Source organism: Permianibacter aggregans, assembly GCF_009756665.1.
Classification (GTDB): domain Bacteria; phylum Pseudomonadota; class Gammaproteobacteria; order Enterobacterales; family Permianibacteraceae; genus Permianibacter; species Permianibacter aggregans.
Window position 1 is genome coordinate 3,215,755 of the sequence record NZ_CP037953.1, and the last position, 21,312, is coordinate 3,237,066.

Annotated in this window: 22 protein-coding genes; 15 read left to right on the forward strand and 7 right to left on the reverse strand. The window is 55.6% G+C overall.

From position 1 onward, the window contains the following. Nucleotides 1-15: 15 nt before the first annotated feature. A complete protein-coding gene (locus tag E2H98_RS14505) occupies nt 16-1,380 on the reverse strand; it encodes a TolC family outer membrane protein (protein ID WP_133590255.1) in 1,365 nt (454 codons plus the stop codon). A gap of 266 nt (nt 1,381-1,646) precedes the next feature. Further along, complete coding sequence (locus tag E2H98_RS14510) at nt 1,647-2,312, reverse strand: protein-L-isoaspartate O-methyltransferase family protein (RefSeq protein ID WP_133590253.1); 666 nt, start codon at nt 2,310-2,312, stop codon at nt 1,647-1,649. A gap of 268 nt (nt 2,313-2,580) precedes the next feature. On the opposite strand from E2H98_RS14510, the gene thiC reads away from it, so the two are divergent. The 5 genes from thiC (at nt 2,581) to cpdA (ending at nt 7,960) form a co-directional block, all read left to right on the forward strand. Further along, nucleotides 2,581-4,452 (forward strand): phosphomethylpyrimidine synthase ThiC, encoded by a 1,872-nt coding sequence (thiC, locus tag E2H98_RS14515; RefSeq protein ID WP_232475504.1) that lies wholly within the window; start codon nt 2,581-2,583, stop codon nt 4,450-4,452. Nucleotides 4,453-4,463: 11 nt separating this feature from the next. Then, nucleotides 4,464-5,966, forward strand: a complete 1,503-nt coding sequence (locus tag E2H98_RS14520) for a tetratricopeptide repeat protein (RefSeq protein ID WP_133590248.1) — start codon at nt 4,464-4,466, stop codon at nt 5,964-5,966. 19 nt (nt 5,967-5,985) lie between these two features. Continuing rightward, entirely contained in the window at nt 5,986-6,555 is a 570-nt protein-coding gene (locus E2H98_RS14525; protein WP_157591396.1) for an NUDIX domain-containing protein, read from the forward strand. A gap of 92 nt (nt 6,556-6,647) precedes the next feature. Then, entirely contained in the window at nt 6,648-7,127 is a 480-nt protein-coding gene (locus tag E2H98_RS14530; RefSeq protein WP_133590244.1) for a DUF1249 domain-containing protein, read from the forward strand. 2 nt (nt 7,128-7,129) lie between these two features. After that, nucleotides 7,130-7,960, forward strand: coding sequence for a 3',5'-cyclic-AMP phosphodiesterase (gene cpdA, locus E2H98_RS14535; protein ID WP_133590242.1), 831 nt, complete (start codon nt 7,130-7,132; stop codon nt 7,958-7,960). Nucleotides 7,961-8,019: 59 nt separating this feature from the next. Here the strand turns inward: cpdA and E2H98_RS14540 are convergent, their stop codons facing one another. Then, nucleotides 8,020-8,685 (reverse strand): ChrR family anti-sigma-E factor, encoded by a 666-nt coding sequence (locus E2H98_RS14540; RefSeq protein ID WP_157591397.1) that lies wholly within the window; start codon nt 8,683-8,685, stop codon nt 8,020-8,022. Between the two features lie 7 nt (nt 8,686-8,692). Then, on the reverse strand, nt 8,693-9,262 hold the full coding sequence (locus E2H98_RS14545) for a sigma-70 family RNA polymerase sigma factor (protein WP_157591398.1): 570 nt from the start codon (nt 9,260-9,262) through the stop codon (nt 8,693-8,695). A 174-nt stretch (nt 9,263-9,436) separates the two neighbouring features. On the opposite strand from E2H98_RS14545, the gene E2H98_RS14550 reads away from it, so the two are divergent. The 3 genes from E2H98_RS14550 to E2H98_RS14560 all read left to right on the forward strand — a co-directional run bounded on the left by E2H98_RS14550 (nt 9,437) and on the right by E2H98_RS14560 (nt 11,833). Then, on the forward strand, nt 9,437-10,825 hold the full coding sequence (locus E2H98_RS14550; protein WP_157591399.1) for an alpha/beta fold hydrolase: 1,389 nt from the start codon (nt 9,437-9,439) through the stop codon (nt 10,823-10,825). 62 nt (nt 10,826-10,887) lie between these two features. Further along, entirely contained in the window at nt 10,888-11,304 is a 417-nt protein-coding gene (locus E2H98_RS14555; RefSeq protein WP_133590234.1) for a hypothetical protein, read from the forward strand. Between the two features lie 43 nt (nt 11,305-11,347). After that, entirely contained in the window at nt 11,348-11,833 is a 486-nt protein-coding gene (locus E2H98_RS14560) for a hypothetical protein (RefSeq protein WP_133590232.1), read from the forward strand. A gap of 4 nt (nt 11,834-11,837) precedes the next feature. Here E2H98_RS14560 and E2H98_RS14565 read toward each other — a convergent pair whose 3' ends face one another. Then, nucleotides 11,838-12,152: a putative signal transducing protein gene (locus E2H98_RS14565; protein WP_133590230.1), complete on the reverse strand. Its 315-nt coding sequence runs from the start codon at nt 12,150-12,152 to the stop codon at nt 11,838-11,840. 122 nt (nt 12,153-12,274) lie between these two features. Between E2H98_RS14565 and dusA the strand changes: the two genes are divergently transcribed. The 7 genes from dusA to E2H98_RS14600 all read left to right on the forward strand — a co-directional run bounded on the left by dusA (nt 12,275) and on the right by E2H98_RS14600 (nt 17,614). Continuing rightward, nucleotides 12,275-13,252 carry a tRNA dihydrouridine(20/20a) synthase DusA gene (gene dusA / locus E2H98_RS14570; RefSeq protein ID WP_133590228.1) on the forward strand — a complete coding sequence of 326 codons (978 nt, stop codon included), beginning with the start codon at nt 12,275-12,277 and terminating at the stop codon, nt 13,250-13,252. A 265-nt stretch (nt 13,253-13,517) separates the two neighbouring features. After that, on the forward strand, nt 13,518-13,769 hold the full coding sequence (locus E2H98_RS14575) for a PspC domain-containing protein (protein ID WP_133590226.1): 252 nt from the start codon (nt 13,518-13,520) through the stop codon (nt 13,767-13,769). 185 nt (nt 13,770-13,954) lie between these two features. Further along, the gene (locus tag E2H98_RS14580) at nt 13,955-14,362 is read left to right on the forward strand and encodes a copper chaperone PCu(A)C (protein ID WP_157591400.1); all 408 of its coding nucleotides are present in this window, start codon (nt 13,955-13,957) and stop codon (nt 14,360-14,362) included. A 221-nt stretch (nt 14,363-14,583) separates the two neighbouring features. Further along, nucleotides 14,584-15,498 (forward strand): PIG-L family deacetylase, encoded by a 915-nt coding sequence (locus E2H98_RS14585; RefSeq protein WP_157591401.1) that lies wholly within the window; start codon nt 14,584-14,586, stop codon nt 15,496-15,498. An 81-nt stretch (nt 15,499-15,579) separates the two neighbouring features. Further along, nucleotides 15,580-16,131: an RNA polymerase sigma factor gene (locus E2H98_RS14590; protein WP_211342558.1), complete on the forward strand. Its 552-nt coding sequence runs from the start codon at nt 15,580-15,582 to the stop codon at nt 16,129-16,131. Beyond that, nucleotides 16,128-16,676 (forward strand): hypothetical protein, encoded by a 549-nt coding sequence (locus tag E2H98_RS14595; RefSeq protein WP_133590218.1) that lies wholly within the window; start codon nt 16,128-16,130, stop codon nt 16,674-16,676. Before E2H98_RS14590 ends, E2H98_RS14595 begins: the two co-directional genes overlap by 4 nt. A gap of 62 nt (nt 16,677-16,738) precedes the next feature. Continuing rightward, nucleotides 16,739-17,614, forward strand: a complete 876-nt coding sequence (locus tag E2H98_RS14600; protein WP_133590216.1) for a DUF4097 family beta strand repeat-containing protein — start codon at nt 16,739-16,741, stop codon at nt 17,612-17,614. 76 nt (nt 17,615-17,690) lie between these two features. Here E2H98_RS14600 and E2H98_RS14605 read toward each other — a convergent pair whose 3' ends face one another. Together E2H98_RS14605 and E2H98_RS14610 are read right to left on the reverse strand one after the other, a co-directional pair. Beyond that, nucleotides 17,691-18,605, reverse strand: a complete 915-nt coding sequence (locus E2H98_RS14605; protein ID WP_133590214.1) for a patatin-like phospholipase family protein — start codon at nt 18,603-18,605, stop codon at nt 17,691-17,693. A 129-nt stretch (nt 18,606-18,734) separates the two neighbouring features. Continuing rightward, nucleotides 18,735-20,816: a sodium-translocating pyrophosphatase gene (locus E2H98_RS14610; protein ID WP_133590212.1), complete on the reverse strand. Its 2,082-nt coding sequence runs from the start codon at nt 20,814-20,816 to the stop codon at nt 18,735-18,737. Between the last annotated feature and the right edge of the window lie 496 nt (nt 20,817-21,312).

A 21,312-nucleotide genomic window follows, 5' to 3' on the forward strand; every position in this document is an offset into this window, starting at 1 on the left:
TTTATTCTTCGCCAATTATGGTTGCAACCAGCTATTGACGGTCATGATGTCCTGTTCGGTGATGGTGCCGGCAGCCGCTTTCAGTCGCAGTGTATTCAGCACGTAATCGTAACGGGCACGTTGCAGATTGCGTTTGGCCTGGAAAAGGTTCGAGGTCGCTTGCAATACGTCAACGATGGTACGGGTACCGACATCGAAACCTGCCTGCGTTGCTTCCAGCGCACTCTGCGCCGATACTTCGGCCTGCTCCAGTGCCCGCACGGACGATACCGATGCATTCAAACCAAGGTAAGCGCTTTTCGAGTCGCGTATGACCTGGCGGTGAGTGCGTTCCAAATCTTGCGTGCTTACTTCAAAATTGTGCTCAGCCTGAGTGGTTTGAGAGCTGGTGCGTAGGCCGGAGAAAATCGGAATAGTCAGCGTCACGCCAACACGATAGTTTTCACCCTGGTTGTCGAACTGTGAGGTGCCAGTGGCTGTTTCGTTGTCACCATCAGAACTGGAGTCAGTGTACGAGGCACTCAAATCCAGTGTAGGTAAATGACCGGCAAAGTTGCGCTTGATTTCCTGGCGCGCGATGTCGACCGCCAGACGTTGGCTTTGCAGTGTCAGGTTGTTTTCACCAGCGACACGAATCCAGTCATCGGCGCTGGCCGGGTCTGGTTTGCTCATCGGGAATTTCGGGTTCAGAGAAGAAATGTCCTGATAATACTGACCGGTAATCTGGCGCAGCGCTTCCCAAGCATTGTCGAGCGTGTTCTGGGCGGCAATCAGGTTGGCCTGGGTTTGATCGTATCGGGCCTGGGCTTCATGAACATCGGTAATCGCGATCAGGCCGACCTGGAAACGCTGATTGGTCTGTTCCAATTGTTTGCCGACCGCTTCCAGTTCGGCGCTCGAAAACTCGACGCCGTCCTGCGCTGCCAGTACATCAAAGTAGGCTTGCGCGACACGGGTGACCAGGTTCTGTGCTTCACCTTTCAGGCTCAGCTCGGCTTGCTCTACACGCTTTTCCGTTTGCGACAAATTGATCCAGGTATCGTGGTGATAAATCTGCTGATTCAGCGACAGGCTCAGCGATTCGGCATCAGTAGTTGTAGTGTTTTCCGCTGAAGGGAATGGTACGCCACCGAGAATTTGGGTACCGCTTGAGGTGTTTTCCGTGCGCGAAGCGCTGACGGTACCGGTAATTTGCGGCAACAACGTGGCACGGGCTTGGGTAATGTTTTCCTGGGCAGCATCGCGGCGAGACTGGGCAGCCAGGAATTGCGGGTCATTCTTGACCGCAGCATTGAATACCTCGGCGAGGTTTTCGGCGTGAGCAGTACCGATAAACAGCGTCAGGGCGGCAGCAATCGGCGTCAGGACAGATTTAGGCATGGTGGCTCCATGTTGTCATTGATTCGAAAAAGGGCAAGCACCAAACGTCGACCTCAAGCGACCAATCACTCGCTGAAATCAACCACGGGTCCACAAAGACACCGTCAGCACTCCTTGGAAGTTTGCGGAAAATTCTTCGGCTCTGGGGCCAAGCCTCGGTGAGTCGAATGCCTTTTACGATGACTTCCAAACAAAATACGCGTCAGTGAGACGCGTATTTGACTCAAACAGTTGTTACACCGCCACCACCAACATGTTTCAAAATCTTAAAATTGAAACTGCGGCTTGGTTGGCGCGTTGATCAGCAGCACCGCCTGCGTCTCAAACAAATTCTCGGTGGTCCAGCTTTCTTCACCGGTGCGGGTGATCAGCTTGGCGGTGCTGGTGGGGCCTTCACCTTCGATGGCGAACAGCCGGCCGCCGACTTTCAGGCTGCGCTTGAAGCTTTCCGGCAGCTCGATCAGCGAACCGGTAATGGCGATCACGTCATAAGGACCGTAATGATCCCAACCGGCCGAAGCGTCGCCGACTTCCAGCGTCACCTTGCTGCCAAGGTTCAGGTTATCGAGCCGACTTTGGGCGCCAGTGACGAATTCCGGGATGATGTCGACGCTGTAGACATGGCGGCCAAGGCTCGCCAGCAAGGCAGTGACATAACCGCTGCCGGTGCCGACTTCGAGAATGCTGTCGCCAGGCTGGATGTCCAACGCCTGGACCAAGCGGCCTTCTTCGCGCGGCGGCATCATTTCCTGACCGTGGCCCAGCGGAATGCGGACATCGGCAAAAGCCAGGTTGGTATAACGGGCCGGCACGAATTGTTCGCGCGGCAGGCTGGCCATCAGGTCAAGCACACGGCTGTCGAGCACATCCCAGGTACGTACCTGTTGCTCGACCATGTTGAAACGGGCTTTTTCGGTATTCAGTGACGACATAGCGATTTATCGGTCCAAGACGGTTGCCGTCCGTTGCTGGCAGCCGCGGCGATGGGCGGCCAGAGTAGGAGGGCGTAGGGCACACAAACAAGCCCGCAAGTGTAACAGATTGTGGCCTTTGCAGCTTGCGCCGGCGCAAATCCGGCTGGGGTGAAAAAGCCCCACGGTTTGCCGGCTTTGACCGCTAAACGGTATAGTGCCGGATCAATTTTCCGCGATTTTCGCGCCATTTTCGCTGTTTCCAGTCTGAGGGTTATTCATGAATGCCATGCCGGAACATTTCCTTGCGGCCAAAGCGACCGTTTCCGAGGAATGCACCCGCCCGTTCCCCCGTTCCCAGAAAATCTACGTGCAAGGCTCACGCCCAGACCTGAACGTACCAATGCGGGAAATTTCGGTCACCGATACGCCGACCGAAAAAGGCCCGGAGAAAAATGCCTCAATTACCGTCTATGACAGTTCCGGTCCGTATACCGACCCACAGGCGCAAATCGATATCCGTCGCGGCTTGCCGCGCTTGCGCGAAGGGTGGATCAACGAGCGTGGCGACACCGAACTGCTCAACGATTTTTCTTCGAACTACGGCCGCGAGCGCAACGGCAACCCTGATCTGGCCCACCTGCGCTTTGAATACCTGCACACGCCGCGCAAAGCCAAGGCCGGCGCCAATGTCAGCCAGATGCATTACGCCAAGCGCGGCATCATCACCCCGGAAATGGAATACATCGCCATTCGCGAGAACAATCGACTGGAAATGATGCGCGAATCCGGCCTGCTACGGCAGCATCCGGGTCAGTCTTATGGCGCCGCCATTCCGGCCGTCATCACGCCGGAGTTTGTTCGTTCAGAAGTAGCTCGTGGTCGCGCCATCATTCCGGCCAATATCAATCACCCGGAACTCGAACCGATGATCATCGGACGCAATTTCCTGGTGAAAATAAACGGCAATATCGGCAACAGTGCGGTCAGCTCCTCGATTGAAGAAGAAGTGGAAAAACTGGTCTGGGGGATCCGCTGGGGCGCCGACACGATGATGGATTTGTCGACCGGCAAAAACATTCATGAAACCCGCGAATGGATTATCCGCAATTCGCCGGTGCCAGTCGGCACCGTGCCGATTTATCAGGCGCTGGAAAAAGTCGGCGGCAAGGCCGAAGACCTGACCTGGGAAATCTTCAAGGACACGTTGATCGAGCAGGCCGAGCAGGGCGTTGATTACTTCACGATTCACGCCGGCGTGTTGCTGCGCTATGTGCCGCTGACAGCAAAACGAATGACCGGCATTGTTTCGCGCGGTGGATCGATCATGGCCAAGTGGTGTTTGGCGCATCACAAAGAAAATTTCCTCTACACCCATTTCGAGGAAATCTGCGAAATCATGAAGGCCTATGACGTCAGCTTCTCGCTCGGTGATGGTCTGCGCCCGGGCTCGATTTACGATGCTAACGACGAAGCGCAATTCGGCGAACTGGAAACGCTTGGTGAGCTGACCAAAATCGCCTGGAAGCACGACGTGCAAACGATGATCGAAGGCCCAGGCCATGTGCCGATGCACTTGATCAAGGAAAACATGGACAAGCAGTTGAAAGAGTGCGACGAAGCACCGTTCTATACACTGGGACCACTGACCACCGATATCGCGCCGGGCTACGACCACCTGACGTCGGCCATCGGCGCCGCGATGATCGGCTGGTTCGGCACCGCGATGCTCTGCTACGTGACGCCAAAAGAGCATTTGGGCTTGCCGAATCGCGAGGACGTCAAAGAAGGTGTTATCGCCTATAAGATTGCCGCGCACGCGGCGGATTTGGCCAAGGGCCATCCGGGTGCGCAGGTTCGCGACAATGCCTTGTCGAAAGCACGTTTTGAATTCCGCTGGGAAGATCAATTCAACCTGTCGCTGGACCCGGATACGGCCCGCGAATACCACGACGAAACGATGCCGAAAGATGCGCACAAAGTCGCGCACTTCTGTTCGATGTGCGGACCGCATTTCTGTTCGATGAAAATCACTCAGGATGTGCGCGATTACGCGGCGTCTAAAGGCATGGAAACGATCGATGTCGCGATGCAAAGTGGCATGGAAGAAAAAGCCGAAGAGTTTAAAAAGCTGGGCGCAGAAGTCTACAAAAAGGCATAAGTGCGGCGGCTATGGCTAACGACGAGTTTGACCTTGATGATCTGGAACCGGAAGGCGCGCAACCCGCGCCTTCCCTGTCTTCATCTAGAGGTTCTTCGTTCGGCAGCAAGGTCTGGCGTGACCGAGCGCTGAGCGAGCAGTTTTTGCGCCGGCAAGACGTCGAGACCCTAAGCTTATGGTTGCTGCAGGCGGCCGACGAAGACAATGAATCCCGCCGTCGTCTGGTGTTACGGGCCAAACTCGATCTGGCCGATGATCTGAACAGCCAGAAAAAATGGTTGACCAGTGTTATCGGCAAACCGAGCCGGCTCGATAAACGCCGCTTGAAAACGTATTTACCGCGTCAACGCTTGTTGCTGGAGCTATTCGGAAAACTAAGCGAGCAACAGCGCTGGGCCGATTTGACCGTGCTCTGTGAGCACGCATTACAGCGCCTGTTTGTTGCGCTCGATCATGCCGATGACAGCGAGGGCGAGTTCGCCCATTTTTGTCAGCAGGTGTTGGAGTTGCACCGAATCGCTGCGCAATTTATGGCACAGCCGGAATTGCTTGGCGCACAGGTCGCTCGTCTGCTGGTGCGGGCACCGGAAGGCGTCATGGCGCTGGAGCCGTATTTGCCGCTGCTTGGCGAACGCGGCCAGCTGCGTTTCGGCGCGTCGCTGGAATTATTGTGGCAGGCGATGCAGATTGATGAAGTGCGGCAAAGCAGCAGCGCCAATCAAACGGCGGTGCGTTCGCTGCTGATGCACTGGTATCTGCATCAGGGCCAGATCGACGACTGGCTGCAACTGAAACAACAGGAACACTGGCTGCCGGAAACCGTGCGCGAAGTGGCGCAAACCCTGCGCGATGCCAACCGTATTCGCGAAGCGATTCAGGTGTTGGAGCAGGGTATACGTCAATACCCGGATGCGTTTCCGATTCGCAAAATGTTGGTCGAGTTTTATTTGCATGATGGCCTGCAGGAAGAAGCCACCGAGATGCTTTGGCAGCAGTTCTTGCGCTCGCCAACGGCGCAACACTATGCCCAGTTACGAGCGATTCTGCCGGAAACCGAACGGCAGCGTTGGCGCGATAAAGCGCTGGTTCATGCCCGCGACGTCGAAACGAAAATCAACGCCGAACATGGCGGTCTTCCGTATAAGGGCGTGCAACTGGCGATTTGGCTGGCCGAAGGCAACGATGATGAAGCACTGAGCATTGCCCGCCAATTCCGCTGTGATGCGGTGACCGTCGAGGCGCTGGCGCTGCGTTTGGAAAGCACGCATCAGGAAGAGGCGGCGCAACTGCATCAGCAATTGATTCAACGGGAGATTGAACGGCCAAGCACCGTGCATTTCGATGACGCGCTCGATCGCCTGCATCATTTGCGTGCCGTGCTCGACCCGATGGTGTTCTGGGCACTGCTGACCCGATTGCGTTTGCAATTCGCGCACAACCGCAAATTTGTGCAAAAACTCAATGAGAACTGGAGTCCATATCTTGACGGCCAAGAACCTTCCGCCACCGGTTGAACCTTTCAAGCACGATGACGTGAGCATCAGCTCGCGCGAGGATCTGTATCGCGGGTATTTTCGTGCCGAGAAAGTGCAGTTCCGTCATCGCCGTTTCAAAGGTGATATCAGTAACACGGTGACCCGCGAATTGTTTATCACCAAAGGCGCGGTATCGGTGCTGCTCTACGATCCAAAATTGGATGCGGTAGTGTTCGTCGAGCAATTTCGACTCGGCGCGCTCGACAGTCCACGCAGCCCTTGGCAATTGGAAATGGTCGCCGGCATGCTCGACAAATCGCTGCCGATAGAAGAAATTGCCCGTCGCGAGGCGATGGAAGAAGCCGGCTGCGACATTGCCAGCATGGTGCGCATCGGCAGCTTTTTTACCACGCCCGGCATTTGCAACGAACGGTTCCACGTCTATGCCGCAAAAGTTGACGCTTCGTCATTGGCCGAGCATGGCGGTTTGGACGAAGAGCACGAAGATATTCGCATTCATGTTGTGCCGCGCCAGCAGGCGTTCGCTTGGCTCGACGACGGCCACGTAGAAAACGCGATGACGGTGCTGGCTTTGCAATGGCTGCGCATTCACGGTACTAACTGGTAGCCGTGTCGTCAGAAAAACACGGATCGGTCTTTGCGCCATTTGTTGATAAGGTCGACTGGTCGACCTGCATATCGTGAGTTAGGCTTAAGCGTATGAATACCCTGTTCCGACAATTGAAACAGCGCAAGCATGTGCCAGACCTTGAGCACCTGCTGGATACCTGTGCCTGCAATTACGAGCGGCTGATGGGCATTCTGGCGCTGGCCAGCGATGTTGAGGCGTTTCCAGCCAAGGCGGCCTTGCAGATTATTCCGATGGACCAGGACCGTTACACCTCGACGCTGCAATTGCGTGAAGTCGGTGCGGCGTTGCCGTATTCCGGCAATATTACGGCGCTGATTGTGCGCCTTTACCACGACGCTCAGCTCGCTGAAGTGCTACAGTGGCCCAACAAGCGCATCTTGCGTGGCAGTTATCCTTACCCGAATGATCGTATGGCCCAGCGTGACGAAAAAGAGCAGCTGAACCGGTTTTTGACCGAGTGGATGCAGGATTTGCTGGCCCGTCGGGTGCCGTTTTACCGTCTGAATGGCCGCGCGGAGTCGGTGCCGGACCTTGGCAGGGAGCCGTAGGCATGAGTGCCGTCGATAAGCCGTTTTCTTTGACGACCCGTCAGGCCGATGTCTTGCGCCTGGTGCAAATCACCGATTGCCATCTGTATGCCGACGACGACGGCCAACTGCTCGGCCTGACCACGGCCGACAGTTTCAATGCGGTGATCGAAGATATTCCCCAGCATCCGTTGGCCGATGCGTTGTTGGCGACTGGCGATTTGTCGCAGGACGAATCGGCCGGTTCCTATCAGCGCCTGAAAGCCGGTGTCAAACAGCTTGGTCTGCCGAGCTTTTGGTTGCCGGGCAATCACGACGACCCAGCGCTGATGGCGAAAGAACTGGTTGGCGGCAATCTGCATCCACACAAGCGGCTGCTCAGCGCCCATTGGCAAATCATTCTGCTGAATTCCCATGTCGAGCGCCGCGTTTACGGCCGGCTCGATGATGGCGAGTTGCTAATGCTTGAACGCGCCTTAAATGAATTCCCGAATCATCATGCACTAGTCGTGTTGCACCATCATCCGGTGCCGGTCGAGTGCGTCTGGCTCGATACCATTGGCTTGAAAAATCCGGAACCGATGTTTGCGCTGTTAAGCAAACATCGACAAAAATCGGTCGTACTCTGGGGCCATGTCCATCAGTTTTTTGATGGCGAAAAAGACGGTGTGCGCCTGCTGTCGACACCGTCGACTTGCGTGCAGTTCAAACCGCATTCGCCGGATTTTCAGGCCGACACCGAAGCGCCTGGCTATCGTTATCTGGATTTGCATGCCGATGGTCGTGTCGACACACAATTGAAGCGCATCGAGCATATTGCCTTTACGGTGGATTACAGCGTCAAAGGTTATTGATTCAGTTCCGCAAACAAAAGCGGCTGCCATTGGCAGCCGTTTTTGTTTGGTGAAAAAACTCACTGGAGCGCGCGAATAATCGGATTAAACCACTTGCCTATCGGCCCGGTCAGTTTCAACGGCGCCAGCTGCACAGTAAAACACAGGCAGTCCTCGTTCTTCGACGCGGTTGGGCGATGATTGGTGTGTTCATCGACCAGCAAGAAATCGCCCGGCTGATACAAGCCGTTCTCATCGGAAAACGAACCTTCAAGCACCAGCGTTACTTCCTGACCTTCATGAGTGTGGCGCGGTGTTTTGCCGCCAGCACGGATGTGATGCAGCGCGATGACCGTGCCGTCATTCATGATTTTCAGTGTCGCCTGGCGCAATGACCAGCCAATACGCGTGAATTTTTTCGGCAAGCCTTGCGGCATCAGCTTGTTCAATGGCGCAGGTAAACTGGAGTGAGTGCCTTCCGGCTTCGGCTCGGCTTTCTCTCCCTGTCGTTGCAGCACTTCCGGTTGCTGCAGACGCGCTTGCAATGCCTGCCAACTGTTGCTGCTCAGTTCGACCGGCGTAACGTTTTCCAGCAGCGTGCCGCCGATTTCATTGAGCTGCGCCAAGCGCTGGCGGCACACACTGCACATGCTGCTATGCGCGGCTATGGCCAGGGCCAGGGCCTGGTGCACGTTGCCGGCACTGTAGGCCTGCAACAAATCGAGGCTGGGATGATGAACTGCCATACACTTCTTACCCTTGAACAAAAATGCCATGCAACCGCTGCAAGGCCAGACGCAGTCTGGACTTGACGGTGCCAACCGGAATACCGAGTTCGTCAGCAATTTCCTGGTGGGTTTTGTCTTCAAAATACGATTTCTCAATCGCTTCGGCCTGCGCTTCCGGCAACTCCTGCATGCGCAAACGCAACTGGCCGCCGCGGCGTAACAAATCCACTTGCTCGTCGGTCGGGTCGGCTTCATCAGCGAGCACCGGGTACAAGTCGTCGGCCGGCAGCAATTCGGTTGGCCCCGCCTTGCGACACTTCAAATCGATAAAACGGTTACGGGCCAGCGTGAAAATCCAGGTGCTGGCTTTGGCTTTCCTGCGATCGAAGGTTTCGGCGCGACGCCAAATCAGCAGCATGGCTTCCTGCACCATTTCTTCAGCGGTGCGCGCGTCGCAACCAAGACGCAGGAAATAGCTGTTCAGACGCGGCCCAAAATGGCGATAAATACGCTCAAATGCCGCGTTGTTCTGGCTGGCGCCGATGTCATTCAAACACTGCGCCCATTCGTCGCCGTTGTTGTTGCTGCTTACCACAGTAGGCCGGCATGTCGTTAAATGGCGGGTACGCGAATTGTACATGAGGTTCAAAGCACCGCTTGACGTGTATCCTTGGCTTCTTTTACGCAGCGCAGGTAAGGCCGGATCAGTGCCCCTGGCGCCGATAACTTCCACGTGCCGACAAAACCCGAGATGTTTCATTGCCCCGCTATGAGTGTTCAGTACGGCCTGTTGCCGATGCTCGGCTATTGGCCTGCCGACGACGCCCAGATTGTGCTGCTGAGCGGTCCAACGCTGACGCCGGCGCAGACCCGGCAGTTTTGCGCCCAGCGTCTGATGCAAATGCCGGTGGTGCTGCAGCATTGGGCGCAATGGTCGGCCTCGCTTCAGGCCTCTGACAACCAGCGCTGGGCCGAGCACATCGGTTCCCCGTTCTGGCGCCAGTACGCGCTGGATGTGGCCGAACCGTGGCGGCAATTGCCGTTAGCCACTTATTCCTTGTCCGAGGCACTTGGCCACTGGCAGCGTCTGCTGGAAGCGCTTTGGCCGTCACGGGCATTGCAATTGCCATCCGCTTTGGCAACCGCAATTAGCGCTCTGAATACGCAAGAATGGCTGACAGCACCCGTGGCATTCTGGGCAGAGGAACGGGCCGAATGGGCGACACACGCCGGTTTGCTGTCGGCCCGGTTGCTCAGCATTCCGGTTATGCCTTCCAGCACTCAGTGCCGCCTGATCGCCGAGCCGGCTGGTGCCAAATTGTTTCGTTACACCGGCGATGGCCAGCGACCGATTCTAATGGTGTTTGCCACGGTCAATTCGGCCGAGGTGTTGGATCTGAATGACCAGCATTCGCTATTGCAAGCATTGCAGCGTCAGGGCTTTACCCCGTATTTGCTGGATTGGAGCGCACTTGGACTGCAGGGTGGCGGGCTCGATGTCTATGAACAACAAGCGCTGCCGTTGGCGCTTGATGCCGTGTGTGCTGATAGTGGACAGCGGCAAAGCGATGTGCTTGGTGTCTGCCAGGGCGGCGTGTTTTGTTTGCACGCCTTCCACAAGTCCGCAAAAGTGCGTGCGCTGCACTTATTGGCGACGCCACTTGATTATCAATGCGAACAGGATGTCTTGACGCAGTGGGCAAAAAATTCGGTATTACCGACAACGTCGCCGACCACAGAAATGCCAGCGATTTCACCCGGCGTCTTGAATGTATGGTTTGTGTATTTGAAACCCTTCGCGTTACGGCCCGGAAAGCTTCTGAATTGGTTGCAGCGCCCACCGAACGATATCGCGCTATCGCTTGCAGTACAAATGGAACATTGGCTATTGAGCGGGCCGATGTTGTCGTCGGCGGCATTGGCGCAATATCGTCAACGCTGCGTCAGCGCTTCGCCATCGCTGACCAGTGATATTCCGGTGCAGTTACTGATTGCCGAGCAGGATCATATTGTGCCACCGGCAGCATCGCTTAACGGTGCCGAACAACGTTTTAGCCATTTACGGGTGCAGCGTTTTACTACCGGCCATATCGGCTTATTGATGGGGCGCGCTCATCGGCAAGTAGCCGAAGCGATTGCGCAATGGCCATCGGCCTAGAGTCTTCCGCGCAATTTGCACTACACTGGCTCCCATTCAATGATTTCAAAATGGTGCACACAATGTTGAAAACCCTTTCGCTGGTTATGGCGGTTTGTTCACTTGCCGCCTGCGTTCATCACGGCCCAGTCCATCCTGCACACGGCCCCGTTATTCAGCGTTCCGGCCCGCCGCCGCATGCGCCTGCTCACGGCTATCGTCATAAACAGGGCGGTGTGGATTTGAGTTTTGATTCCGGCCTTGGTGTTTACGTGGTCATCGGTCACCCCGGTTATTACTTCTGGGACAACCTGTATTGGTGGTATCACGACGGATTCTGGCGTTCCAGCCCGAGCTGGGGCGGCAGCTATATCGTTGTCTCCGAAGGCAAACGCGTACCGCCCGGCTTAGCCAAAAAGCACGGACATGGCCATGGCAAATCGGAAGGCAAAGGCAAGTCTAAAGACAAGGGTAAAGGTAAAGATAAGAAAGACAAGTAATCGAAACTCGGCTGAAAAAGGCCAGCTGCACAAGGAGCGCGACATGCGAATGATGTTGGGGTTTTTGGTATTACTGTTTTCAACAAATGCCATCTTGGCTTGCGAAGGGCCTGAATATCGCCAGTTTGATTTCTGGCTCGGTCAGTGGACGGTATACACCGCCGACGGCAAAGTTGCCGGCGAAAACGATATTTCCTTGCGTGAAGACGGTTGCGTGCTGCAGGAACAATACGTAACGGCCGGTGGTTACAAGGGCGAAAGCCTGAATATCTACGACAAGAGTCGTCAACGCTGGCACCAAACCTGGGTCGATAATCAAGGCGGCTTGTTGCAACTGGATGGCGGTTTGCAAAACGGTGCAATGGTGCTGGAAGGCATGGCGTTTATTGCGCCGGACACTGAGCGGTTGAATCGCATCAGTTGGACACCAAACGCCGATGGCTCTGTGCGCCAGCACTGGCAATATCAAGAGCCGAGCGGTGAATGGAAAACCGTTTTTGATGGCTTATACAAACGCCGGCAGCAATGAAGCCCTAAACACTTAGACGCATCGCGCCACACTGCCAGCAACTTTCAAATTCACCATCGATATGTTCGCCACAGTGTCGGCAAGCCCAGTCCGCCAAACGCGGTTGCTCCTGCCATTCTGCCAGTAAGCTTTGCGCCCTAGCGTGTTCGGAAGGGCGCACCGCCCATACTGTCGGCAGCGTATCGAACGTCAACGGAATTTCCCCGCGACCACCAAACAAATGATCGCCCTGCACCAGCGCCTCAATGCCATGCGCCTCCAGAAAGCCACGCAACAAATGGGCTTCAATCGGATTGTCGGCAGTGTACAGCTTGAGCATTGAGGTACTCGTAGAGCGGGGTCTTCAACAACCTTAGCACAGAAGTACGCGATCGCTCGCGGGCTCGCATCCTGCGCGTAATTTCGGGACAATGGCGCCCCGTTTTGCCGAGCCTGTAGTCAATGAATCCTTTATCCCGCCGTTTCTCTGTCGCCCCGATGATGGATTGGACTGATCGTCATTGTCGCTATTTTTTGCGGTTAATCAGCAAGCGGGCGTTGCTCTATACCGAGATGGTGACGACCGGGGCGATTTTGCATGGCGATAAAGACCGGCATTTGCGCTACAACGCTGAGGAACATCCGCTGGCTTTGCAATTGGGCGGGTCTGATCCGAAAGCCCTGGCGGAATGCGCTCGTATTGCCACCGATTATGGCTATGACGAAATCAATCTGAATGTCGGTTGTCCTTCGGATCGGGTGCAGGAAGGGCGCATTGGCGCTTGCCTGATGGCGGAGCCGGATTTGGTGGCGCGCTGTGTCGAGGCAATGCAAAAGGCGACCTCGCTTCCAGTTACCGTCAAACATCGCATCGGTATTGATGACCAAGATGACTGGCGTGATTTGGAAAACTTCGTTCGCACGGTTTCCTCGGTGGGGTGTAACTCATTCACGGTGCATGCGCGCAAGGCGTGGCTGCAAGGGTTATCGCCAAAGGAAAATCGTGAAGTGCCGCCGTTGAAATATGAAGCGGTATACCGACTGAAGCAGGCGTTTCCGCAACTGGAAATCATCATTAACGGTGGCATCACTGAATGGCCGGCGATTGATGAACATTTGCAGCATGTTGATGGCGTCATGATCGGGCGCGAGGCTTACCACAACCCCTGGTTATTGGCGCCGGTCGATGAAAAGCTGTTTGGCGATGCGCCGCATGGCCTGTCGCGTGTCGATGTGCTGGAACAAATGATTGAATACACTGAAAGAGCAATGCTCAGTGGTTCCAGTCTGCAACACATCACTCGCCATATTCTTGGGCTGTTTCATGGTCAGCCGGGCGGGCGGCAATTCCGTCGTCATTTGAGTGAAAGAGCGCATCGCAAGGATGCCGGTATCGACGTGCTAAAAGAAGCCAAGGCGCTGTTCGAGACCATCGCCTGAGTTCGAATCTGTTTCAAATCATGAAAAAGTTTGTCTAACCAGCAAACCATTTTCCGGTGTGCTTCGTCTTAATAGCTTGAAACCGGGCGCTTACGCCCATTTTCGACGAATGGCATGCTGGGAGCGCCGACATGATGTCTTACATTCCCTTCCTCGTGGCAACATTCCTGCCAGTGCTACTGTTTGGCTTGAGCGCGTGGGCGCTCTCCTGGTGGCTGGAACGTTGAACGTTCGCGCCACCCAAGCAAACAGCGAGGTATTTGCCATGGCACGATGTTCACAATGTGGTCGCCCGTTACCGAAAGGTGATACCGCCTATCGGGTCAAGCAAGGGCGTAAGTTGTTCGGTGTCTGCGCTGGCATCGCCGATCATTTCGGCTTTTCCCGCTTCGCCGTGCGATTGATAGCGCTGATGGCGCTGGTGTTTTTGTTTCCGGCGGCGCTGATTGCCTATTTCCTGGCAGCGCTGCTGATGGATGAGGAACCGGAATATATCGAACACGTTGTCCATCAATAATTCTCCCCAAGCCTGATCGGGTTGTCAGCAATTGCCGTAACAACGGCTATCGACAATCCGAACAGATTTCCCTCCGGGCGCCATTAGCCTGCGTTAATATGGCGCCCTATTTTTTTGCCTGAATTTTCCCCACTGCGGCGAATTGCCGCAGTGGGTGTCTGATCAAATACTCTGGGAGAATGCCGATGCGTGTCTGGCTGCTTGCCTTGTTGTTCTGTTGCTCAGTTGTCGTAGCTGAACCGTTGATCATACGCGATGCCTATGTGCCATTGCCGCCGCCGGGCGCACCGGCCGCTGCGTACTTCACGTTGATCAATGAAGGCGAAACCCGTCGGCTGGTTGATGTCGACAGTCCGCAGGCCGGCATGACCATGTTGCACGAAAGTATCGTCAAGGACGGCGCCGCGCGGATGCAGCATGTCGATTATCTGGAACTGAAAAAAGGCGAGGTGGTGGCGTTGAAGCCGGGCGGTTTGCACGTGATGTTGATGCGCTTGAAATCACCGCTCAAAGTCGGCGATCAGGTGCAGATCGAATTGCAGTTTGCTGACGAAAGTACGCAAATGATCCAGGTGCCGGTAATCGCCCGTTGAAGCTTGAAGCTATCTCAAGAATGTCTGAAGCTCGGTGAGCTGGACAAATGTGGCACTCGGAAAAATTCGCCAGGAGCGAGTTTTCGTGGAACCCGGAGGGTGAACCACATGCATGCGGTGAACCATCCTCATTTATTACCGGTAAACTCCGGTTCCTGCGCTCCTATTTGCGCACCTCACCATCGCCCAGACTATTTTTGCGATGGCTTCTACTTTTCTTGATGCTCAGCGCTTTGCTGCTGAGCATCGCCAGTGCCAATGAGTCAGCGTACCGCGCTGAACTCGACAAGGCCTGTGTCGGTAGCCGCGTTTTGTCGGTGGTGGCGCATGCCGACGATGATCTGTACTTCATCAATCCCTCGATAGACGAAGCCATTGCCCGCGGTGCCTGCGTGCATACGGTGGTGGTGACGGCCGGCTATGTTGACGACCCGAATAACGACGCCAGACAGCGCGGCTTGCAAGCGGCCTATGCGTTGATGCTTGGTGAATCCGGGCTGCAGTGGCGGCATAGCGAGCGGCAGTTGGCTGGCAAAATCATCGAGCATTGGCAGGCGAACTCCACGCCGCGTATTGAATTGAGTTTCCTTGAGTTGCCGGCCGGTGCGCACGATGATTTGCGTTCGCGAGCGAGGCCAAATCTTTATCGAGTATTTGCCGATGATGCCGCCACTGAAACCACCGGCACACCGATGCAGCGCTATAACGAAAGCGAATTGATCGCGGTGTTGCGGGCCATCATCGAAAGCTATGACCCGGAGCGCTTATTGACGCTGCAGGCGACGCGGGCCTACCCGGTACGCCACAGTCGCCCGGTCGGTGAGGGCGACCATCCAGACCACGTTATTGTCGCCAAACTGACGATGTTGGCGGCCAAAGACTTGCCGCGCCTTCGCCATATCATCCAGCATGATGATTACCCGATTCAGGATCGGCCGGCCAATTTGAGCGCTGAACAAGCGGCGCGCAAAACCGCGATTCTGCACGCCTATTGCCTGCAGGATCGCCGTGGCTGCGCCGACCCGGAGCGTCTGACGCCGGATTGCGATGCTCGCAACGACAGCCATTGGGGCGCTGCCTGGCTTTGTCGGCATTACCCGAGCCCGGTCGCCAGACCGGCACCGATCAAACGTTGAAAGCCCGATTCCAACCTTTCGCCCCTGGCCCGCGTCTGAGAAGATGTGGAACCAATCAGGGGATATTACGTGCAACGCGCCATGGCCGCGGAAACCGCCGAATCGATACCGAGCGCCGAGATCAGCGATGAGCTGATGGTCGCGCGCGCGCAGCGTGGCGATAGCCGCGCGTTTGAATCACTTTATCGTCAACATCATCGGCGCATTTATGCCCTGTGCTGTCGAATGCTGGTCGATCGGTCATTGGCCGAAGAGCTGGTCCAGGAAGCCTTTATCAATGCCTGGCGACAGTTGCCGAATTTTCGCGGTGACGCCAAGTTTTCCAGTTGGTTGCATCGCATCGCCGTCAATGCCGTCATTTCCTACCAGCGCAAAAACTCGCGCTGGTTGAATTGGTTGAAAAGCGGCACCGATGACATTCCGGAACAACTGGCCGCCGAAACGCCCGGACTGAAGCGCGATTTGGAAGGCGCCATTGCCGCGCTGCCGGATCGGGCCCGTCAGGTTTTCGTGCTCTGTGATGTCGAAGGTTATAGCCACGAAGAAGTGGGTGAATTACTCGGTGTCGCTGTCGGCACCAGCAAGGCGCAGCTGTTTCGCGCCCGCGAATTATTGAGAGGTATGTTGCAATGAGCCACGAGCAAAAGCCAAACGATGCGCAACCGGAATGGTTGCAGCAAGCCCTGCGCGAGTTGCCAAAAGAGATGGCTCCTGAGCGCGATTTATGGCCAACGATTGCCGGGCAAATCGAGGCACAATCCGAAATCCGCGTGCAGCAACCGCGTCGCCGTTTTCCATATGCCATAGCGGCGAGCGTGTTGATTACCGGTGCCGCCTTATTGTTCAGCTATCAGAATTACCAGCAACGGCTGGCCACCGAAGCGCGTCTTGCCGATGCTGAGCAAGTGCTGCAGCAGGTCGAGTCGCCGTATCAATATGCGCGTGTCAGCTATCGCGAACAGTGGCCGGAACTGAAGCAATACCTGTCACCGGAAACCGCAGAAGTGATTGAAAAGAATCTGCAAATGATTCGTACAGCGCAGAGCGAAATTGAACAAGCACTGAAGAAAGAACCGAACAGTGTTGAGCTGCAACAACTGCTGCATCAATCGCTGAACCAGGAATTGAATGTCTATCGCAAAGCCGAAAAAGCAGCGCGTCATTCACCATTGATTTAAACCGATTGCCATCGTGTTGCGTCTGAGTAATCAAGGGCAACGAAAGTGATAGAAGGTGTGATATGAAAACGTTAATTGTCAGTGCTCTGTGTCTGATTGCCGGTAGTGTATTGGCTGGCGAGAAGGTTGATAAGTCTCTGGATGCCGCTGCCGATGGCGTCATCGAAGTCGAAGTGGTCCGTGGTGAGGTGACCATTGAGGGCTGGGATAAAAATGTTGTGCAAGTCGTCGGCACGCTGGATGACCGTAGTGAGAAGCTGATTTTCGAGCGCAGCGGGAAAACCATTCGCATCGAAGATGATGTGCCGAACAATCTGAACTCCGGTGAAGGAACCAAATTGACGATCAAGGTGCCGCGTCAATCGTCTCTGAATGTCGATGTGGTCAGCGCCGATTTGAATGTATCGCAAGTGAAAGGTAAATCAGAGCTGTCAACGGTCAGTGGCGATTTGCGTGCGACCGATTTGGGTGAAGAGGTTGATCTGAAGTCGGTCAGCGGCGATGTCAAGTTGAAAGGTGCCGGCAAGATCCTGACAATTGGCTCGGTATCCGGTGATGTGCATGCTGATGTCTCGGCCGAGCGAATCAATGGCGAAACGGTGTCAGGTGATTTGATTATCACCAGCGCTGGCCGCGTCAGCCGTGCCAACCTGGAAAGCGTTTCCGGTGATGTGAAATTGGATGCAGCATTGGCCGATGATGTCGAGCTTGATGCGGAAACCGTTAGTGGCGATATCACCATCACCGCGATTGGTGCCGTCAATGCCCGCTTGCGTATCGAAACCGGTCCTGGCGGCGACATCACCAACCGCCTGACCGACGATAGACCGAGCCGCTCGTTTATCAACTCGAACAGCCTGGATGTCAAAGTGGGTTCTGGTCGCGGTCAGTTCAAAATGGAAACGGTCAGTGGCGATATTACGCTGCAGAAGAAATAACTCGGCGAGTATCGCTGAGAAATAAAAACCCGCTTCGGCGGGTTTTTTATTGACGGCGTTGGCGCACTGACACCGCTTATTTTTCCAGATGTTTTTTTAACTCTTCGTGCTTGGCCATCGTCGTTTGATAACCCACCGCAATCGCCTCTTCGGCTCGATGCAACTCCATCAATCCGAAATGGGAAAGATCTGGGCAGATCAACCAGTCGGGCGCATCCTGCTTCAAACGCTGACGGGTGATTTGCGTTTGCATGATGTTGACCGAGTTGGCGATGGTATCGACGATACCGGGGGCGGGATCGCGCGTGGTCCATTGATCCAGTTTTTTCAGTGGTTCGCGCATCAGGTTGGTCAGTAAAGGCCATTTGATCGCCGACTCCGGTTCCGGTTGATCGAGTTTGCGCCGATGCATCGGCTCATTTTTCTTGAAATGCTTGCCGACGATACCTTCGTTCAGATTGACGGCGATAATAAAATCCGCACCCAGTTCGCGACAAACCGATACCGGCACCGGATTGACCAAGCCGCCATCGACCATCCATTGCTCGCCGATTTGCAGTGGCGGGAACACGCCGGGCAGTGACAGTGACGCCCAAACGGCTTCGGTCAAATCACCTTCATCGAAAATAACTTCCTCGCCGTGCATCAATGTGGTGGCGACACTGGCGAAACGCAGCGGCAAGTGCTCGATGCGCGATTGATTGCAGACATACTCGGCCAGAAATTCGCGAAAGCGGGTGCTGTTGATAAAGCCGTTCATTGAGAAATTGAATTCAAAAAAGCGGGCGATTTCCAGCCGGGTCAAACTGCACGCCCAGCGTTCGAGTTTATCGAGACGACGGGTCGCGTAGGCGGCGCCAATCAAGGCACCGGCCGATGAGCCACAAACGATTTCTACGTCAATATTGAGCTCATTCAGTGCTCGCAGCACACCGATATGGGCCCAACCGCGAGAAGAGCCGCTACCGAGTGCCAACCCGATTTTTTTCATCGCTTTACGGCAACAATTTCAATGGTCATAGCGAAAACCATAACACGTCGCCACGGGTTTGGTTGCCAAACATCACGCAAAAAAACGGCGCCATGCTGGCGCCGCTCTCTTGGTTGCTAATCGCGTTAATCAGACAATCAGCGGCACAATCAGCAGCGCCACGATGTTGATGATCTTGATCAGCGGGTTAACGGCTGGGCCAGCGGTATCCTTGTACGGGTCGCCGACGGTATCGCCGGTAACGGCGGCTTTGTGCGCGTCCGAACCTTTACCACCGAAATTGCCATCCTCGATGTATTTCTTGGCGTTATCCCAAGCGCCACCACCGGTGGTCATCGAAATTGCGACGAACAGGCCAGTAACGATCGTGCCCATCAGCACACCGCCGAGCGCGCGTACACCGGCGCCATCGCCCATCAGGTAGTTGAGCGCAAATGCCGTAACGACAGGCACCAGCACCGGCAGCAAGCTGGGAATCATCATTTCTTTGATCGCGGCTTTGGTCAGCAAATCCACGGCGCGGGAATAATCCGGCTTGGCGGTGCCTTCCATGATGCCTTTGATTTCCTTGAACTGACGGCGCACTTCCAGCACCACCGAGCCGGCCGAACGACCAACCGCTTCCATCGCCATCGCGCCGAACAAATACGGCACCAGACCGCCGATAAATAGGCCGATGATCACCGCTGGATCGCTAAGCGAGAACGTAAACGTGTTACCTACTGCTTCCAGCGCATGGGTAAAGTCGGCGAACAATACCAGCGCGGCCAGACCGGCCGAGCCAATCGCATAACCTTTGGTCACCGCTTTGGTGGTGTTGCCAACGGCGTCCAGTGGATCGGTGACGTTGCGTACATCCGATGGCAGCTCGGCCATTTCGGCGATACCGCCAGCGTTATCGGTGATGGGGCCATAGGCATCGAGCGCGACGATGATGCCGGCCATTGACAACATCGAGGTGGCGGCAATGGCGATACCGTACAATCCGGCCAACGCGTACGACGCCCAAATGGAAGCGCAAACTGACAGCACCGGCCAGGCGCAAGATTTCATCGAAATGCCGATGCCAGCGATGATATTGGTGGCATGACCGGTCGTTGAGCTTTCCGCGACATGACGTACCGGAGGGAAATCGGTGCCGGTGTAGTATTCGGTGATCACCACCATCAAGCCGGTTAGGGCCAGACCAACCACTGCCGACAAGAACAGGCGCAGGTTACCGCCATCGGCTACACCGAGCGCCGCATTCAGTGCAGCGGCGTCTTTGAACACGTAGTCGGTGATATACCAGAACGCGGGCAGCGCAATGACGCCAGCAACGATCAGGCCTTTGTACAGCGCCGTCATGATCTTCTGACCCTGACCGGCTTTGACGAAGAACGCCCCAACGATGCTGGCGATTATCGAAAAGCCACCCAGCGCCAACGGATAGACGACTGCTTCTGCACCGACACCGGCCAGCATCAGCGAGCCGAGCAACATCGTAGCGACGATGGTGACCGCGTAGGTTTCGAACAAGTCGGCGGCCATACCGGCGCAATCGCCAACGTTGTCACCGACGTTGTCGGCGATAACGGCCGGGTTGCGCGGGTCATCTTCCGGAATACCGGCTTCAACTTTACCGACCAGATCGGCGCCAACGTCGGCACCCTTGGTGAAAATGCCGCCGCCCAAACGGGCGAAAATCGAAATCAGGGACGAACCGAAACCCAAACCAATCAGCGGGTGCAGCACATCGCTCAGGGCTTTGTCGCCAGCGCCGGCTTGCAGGAAGTAGTAGTAGCCGGCAACACCGCCTAAGCCTAAGCCAACGACCAGCATGCCGGTAATGGCGCCACCGCGGAACGCGACGTTCAGCGCGGCGTTAATGCCATGACGGGCAGCCTCTGCAGTACGCACGTTGGCGCGCACCGAGACGTTCATGCCGATATAGCCAGCCAGGCCCGACAACACGGCGCCGAGCAGGAAGCCAATGGCGGTCGGCCAGCCGAGGGCCGGAATAAAACCTATGATCAGAAACAGCGCGACGCCGACGATGCCGATCGTCGTGTATTGCCGGTTCAGGTAAGCCTTGGCACCTTCCTGGATCGCGCCGGCGATTTCTTGCATGCGTTCATTGCCGGCGGGTTGGGAAAGAATCCAGCGGGTGGACCAGACGCCATAAATGATGGCGAGGCCCGCGCAGATCAGGGCGAAATAAAGAGGCGACATCCAACGTTCTCCTAACAAGCAGTACCGAATCGACACAGGAATCTTTAGTCAAAAGTATCCCGTGCCGTCTGCATAAGCACTCTCAAGAAGCGTTGGCAAACGAAAAGTGTTGTTCGGGCCTGGCCGAACCGGCACTTCTCCCTCCACCAATAGAGGCGACTGCTGAACAAGTCCGTAGGCTTGCTCACACACTCGCTTCCCAGAGCGCCTGGTTTTTATCTTTGAGTTACCGGACCGGTGCTTCCGGCCGCAAGCAACTCGCTCGCTCCAAGGGGAAACTCTACTGCGTTCTGAACGGAGCCCCTCGCGTTCAGGTGGGGATCTTTATACCGCAAATCGATGACAGCACCAGAGGCTTATGGGAAAAACGTCCAGTATTTTTCTGCTGCGAAGCACCAAGGTCGGGCCAGTAACCGACTGAACTCTCGATAACGGCTTTACATACCGCGTCAGCATTCTTTACAGAAATTGCTGAGCAAAAACAGGAACTTATAAG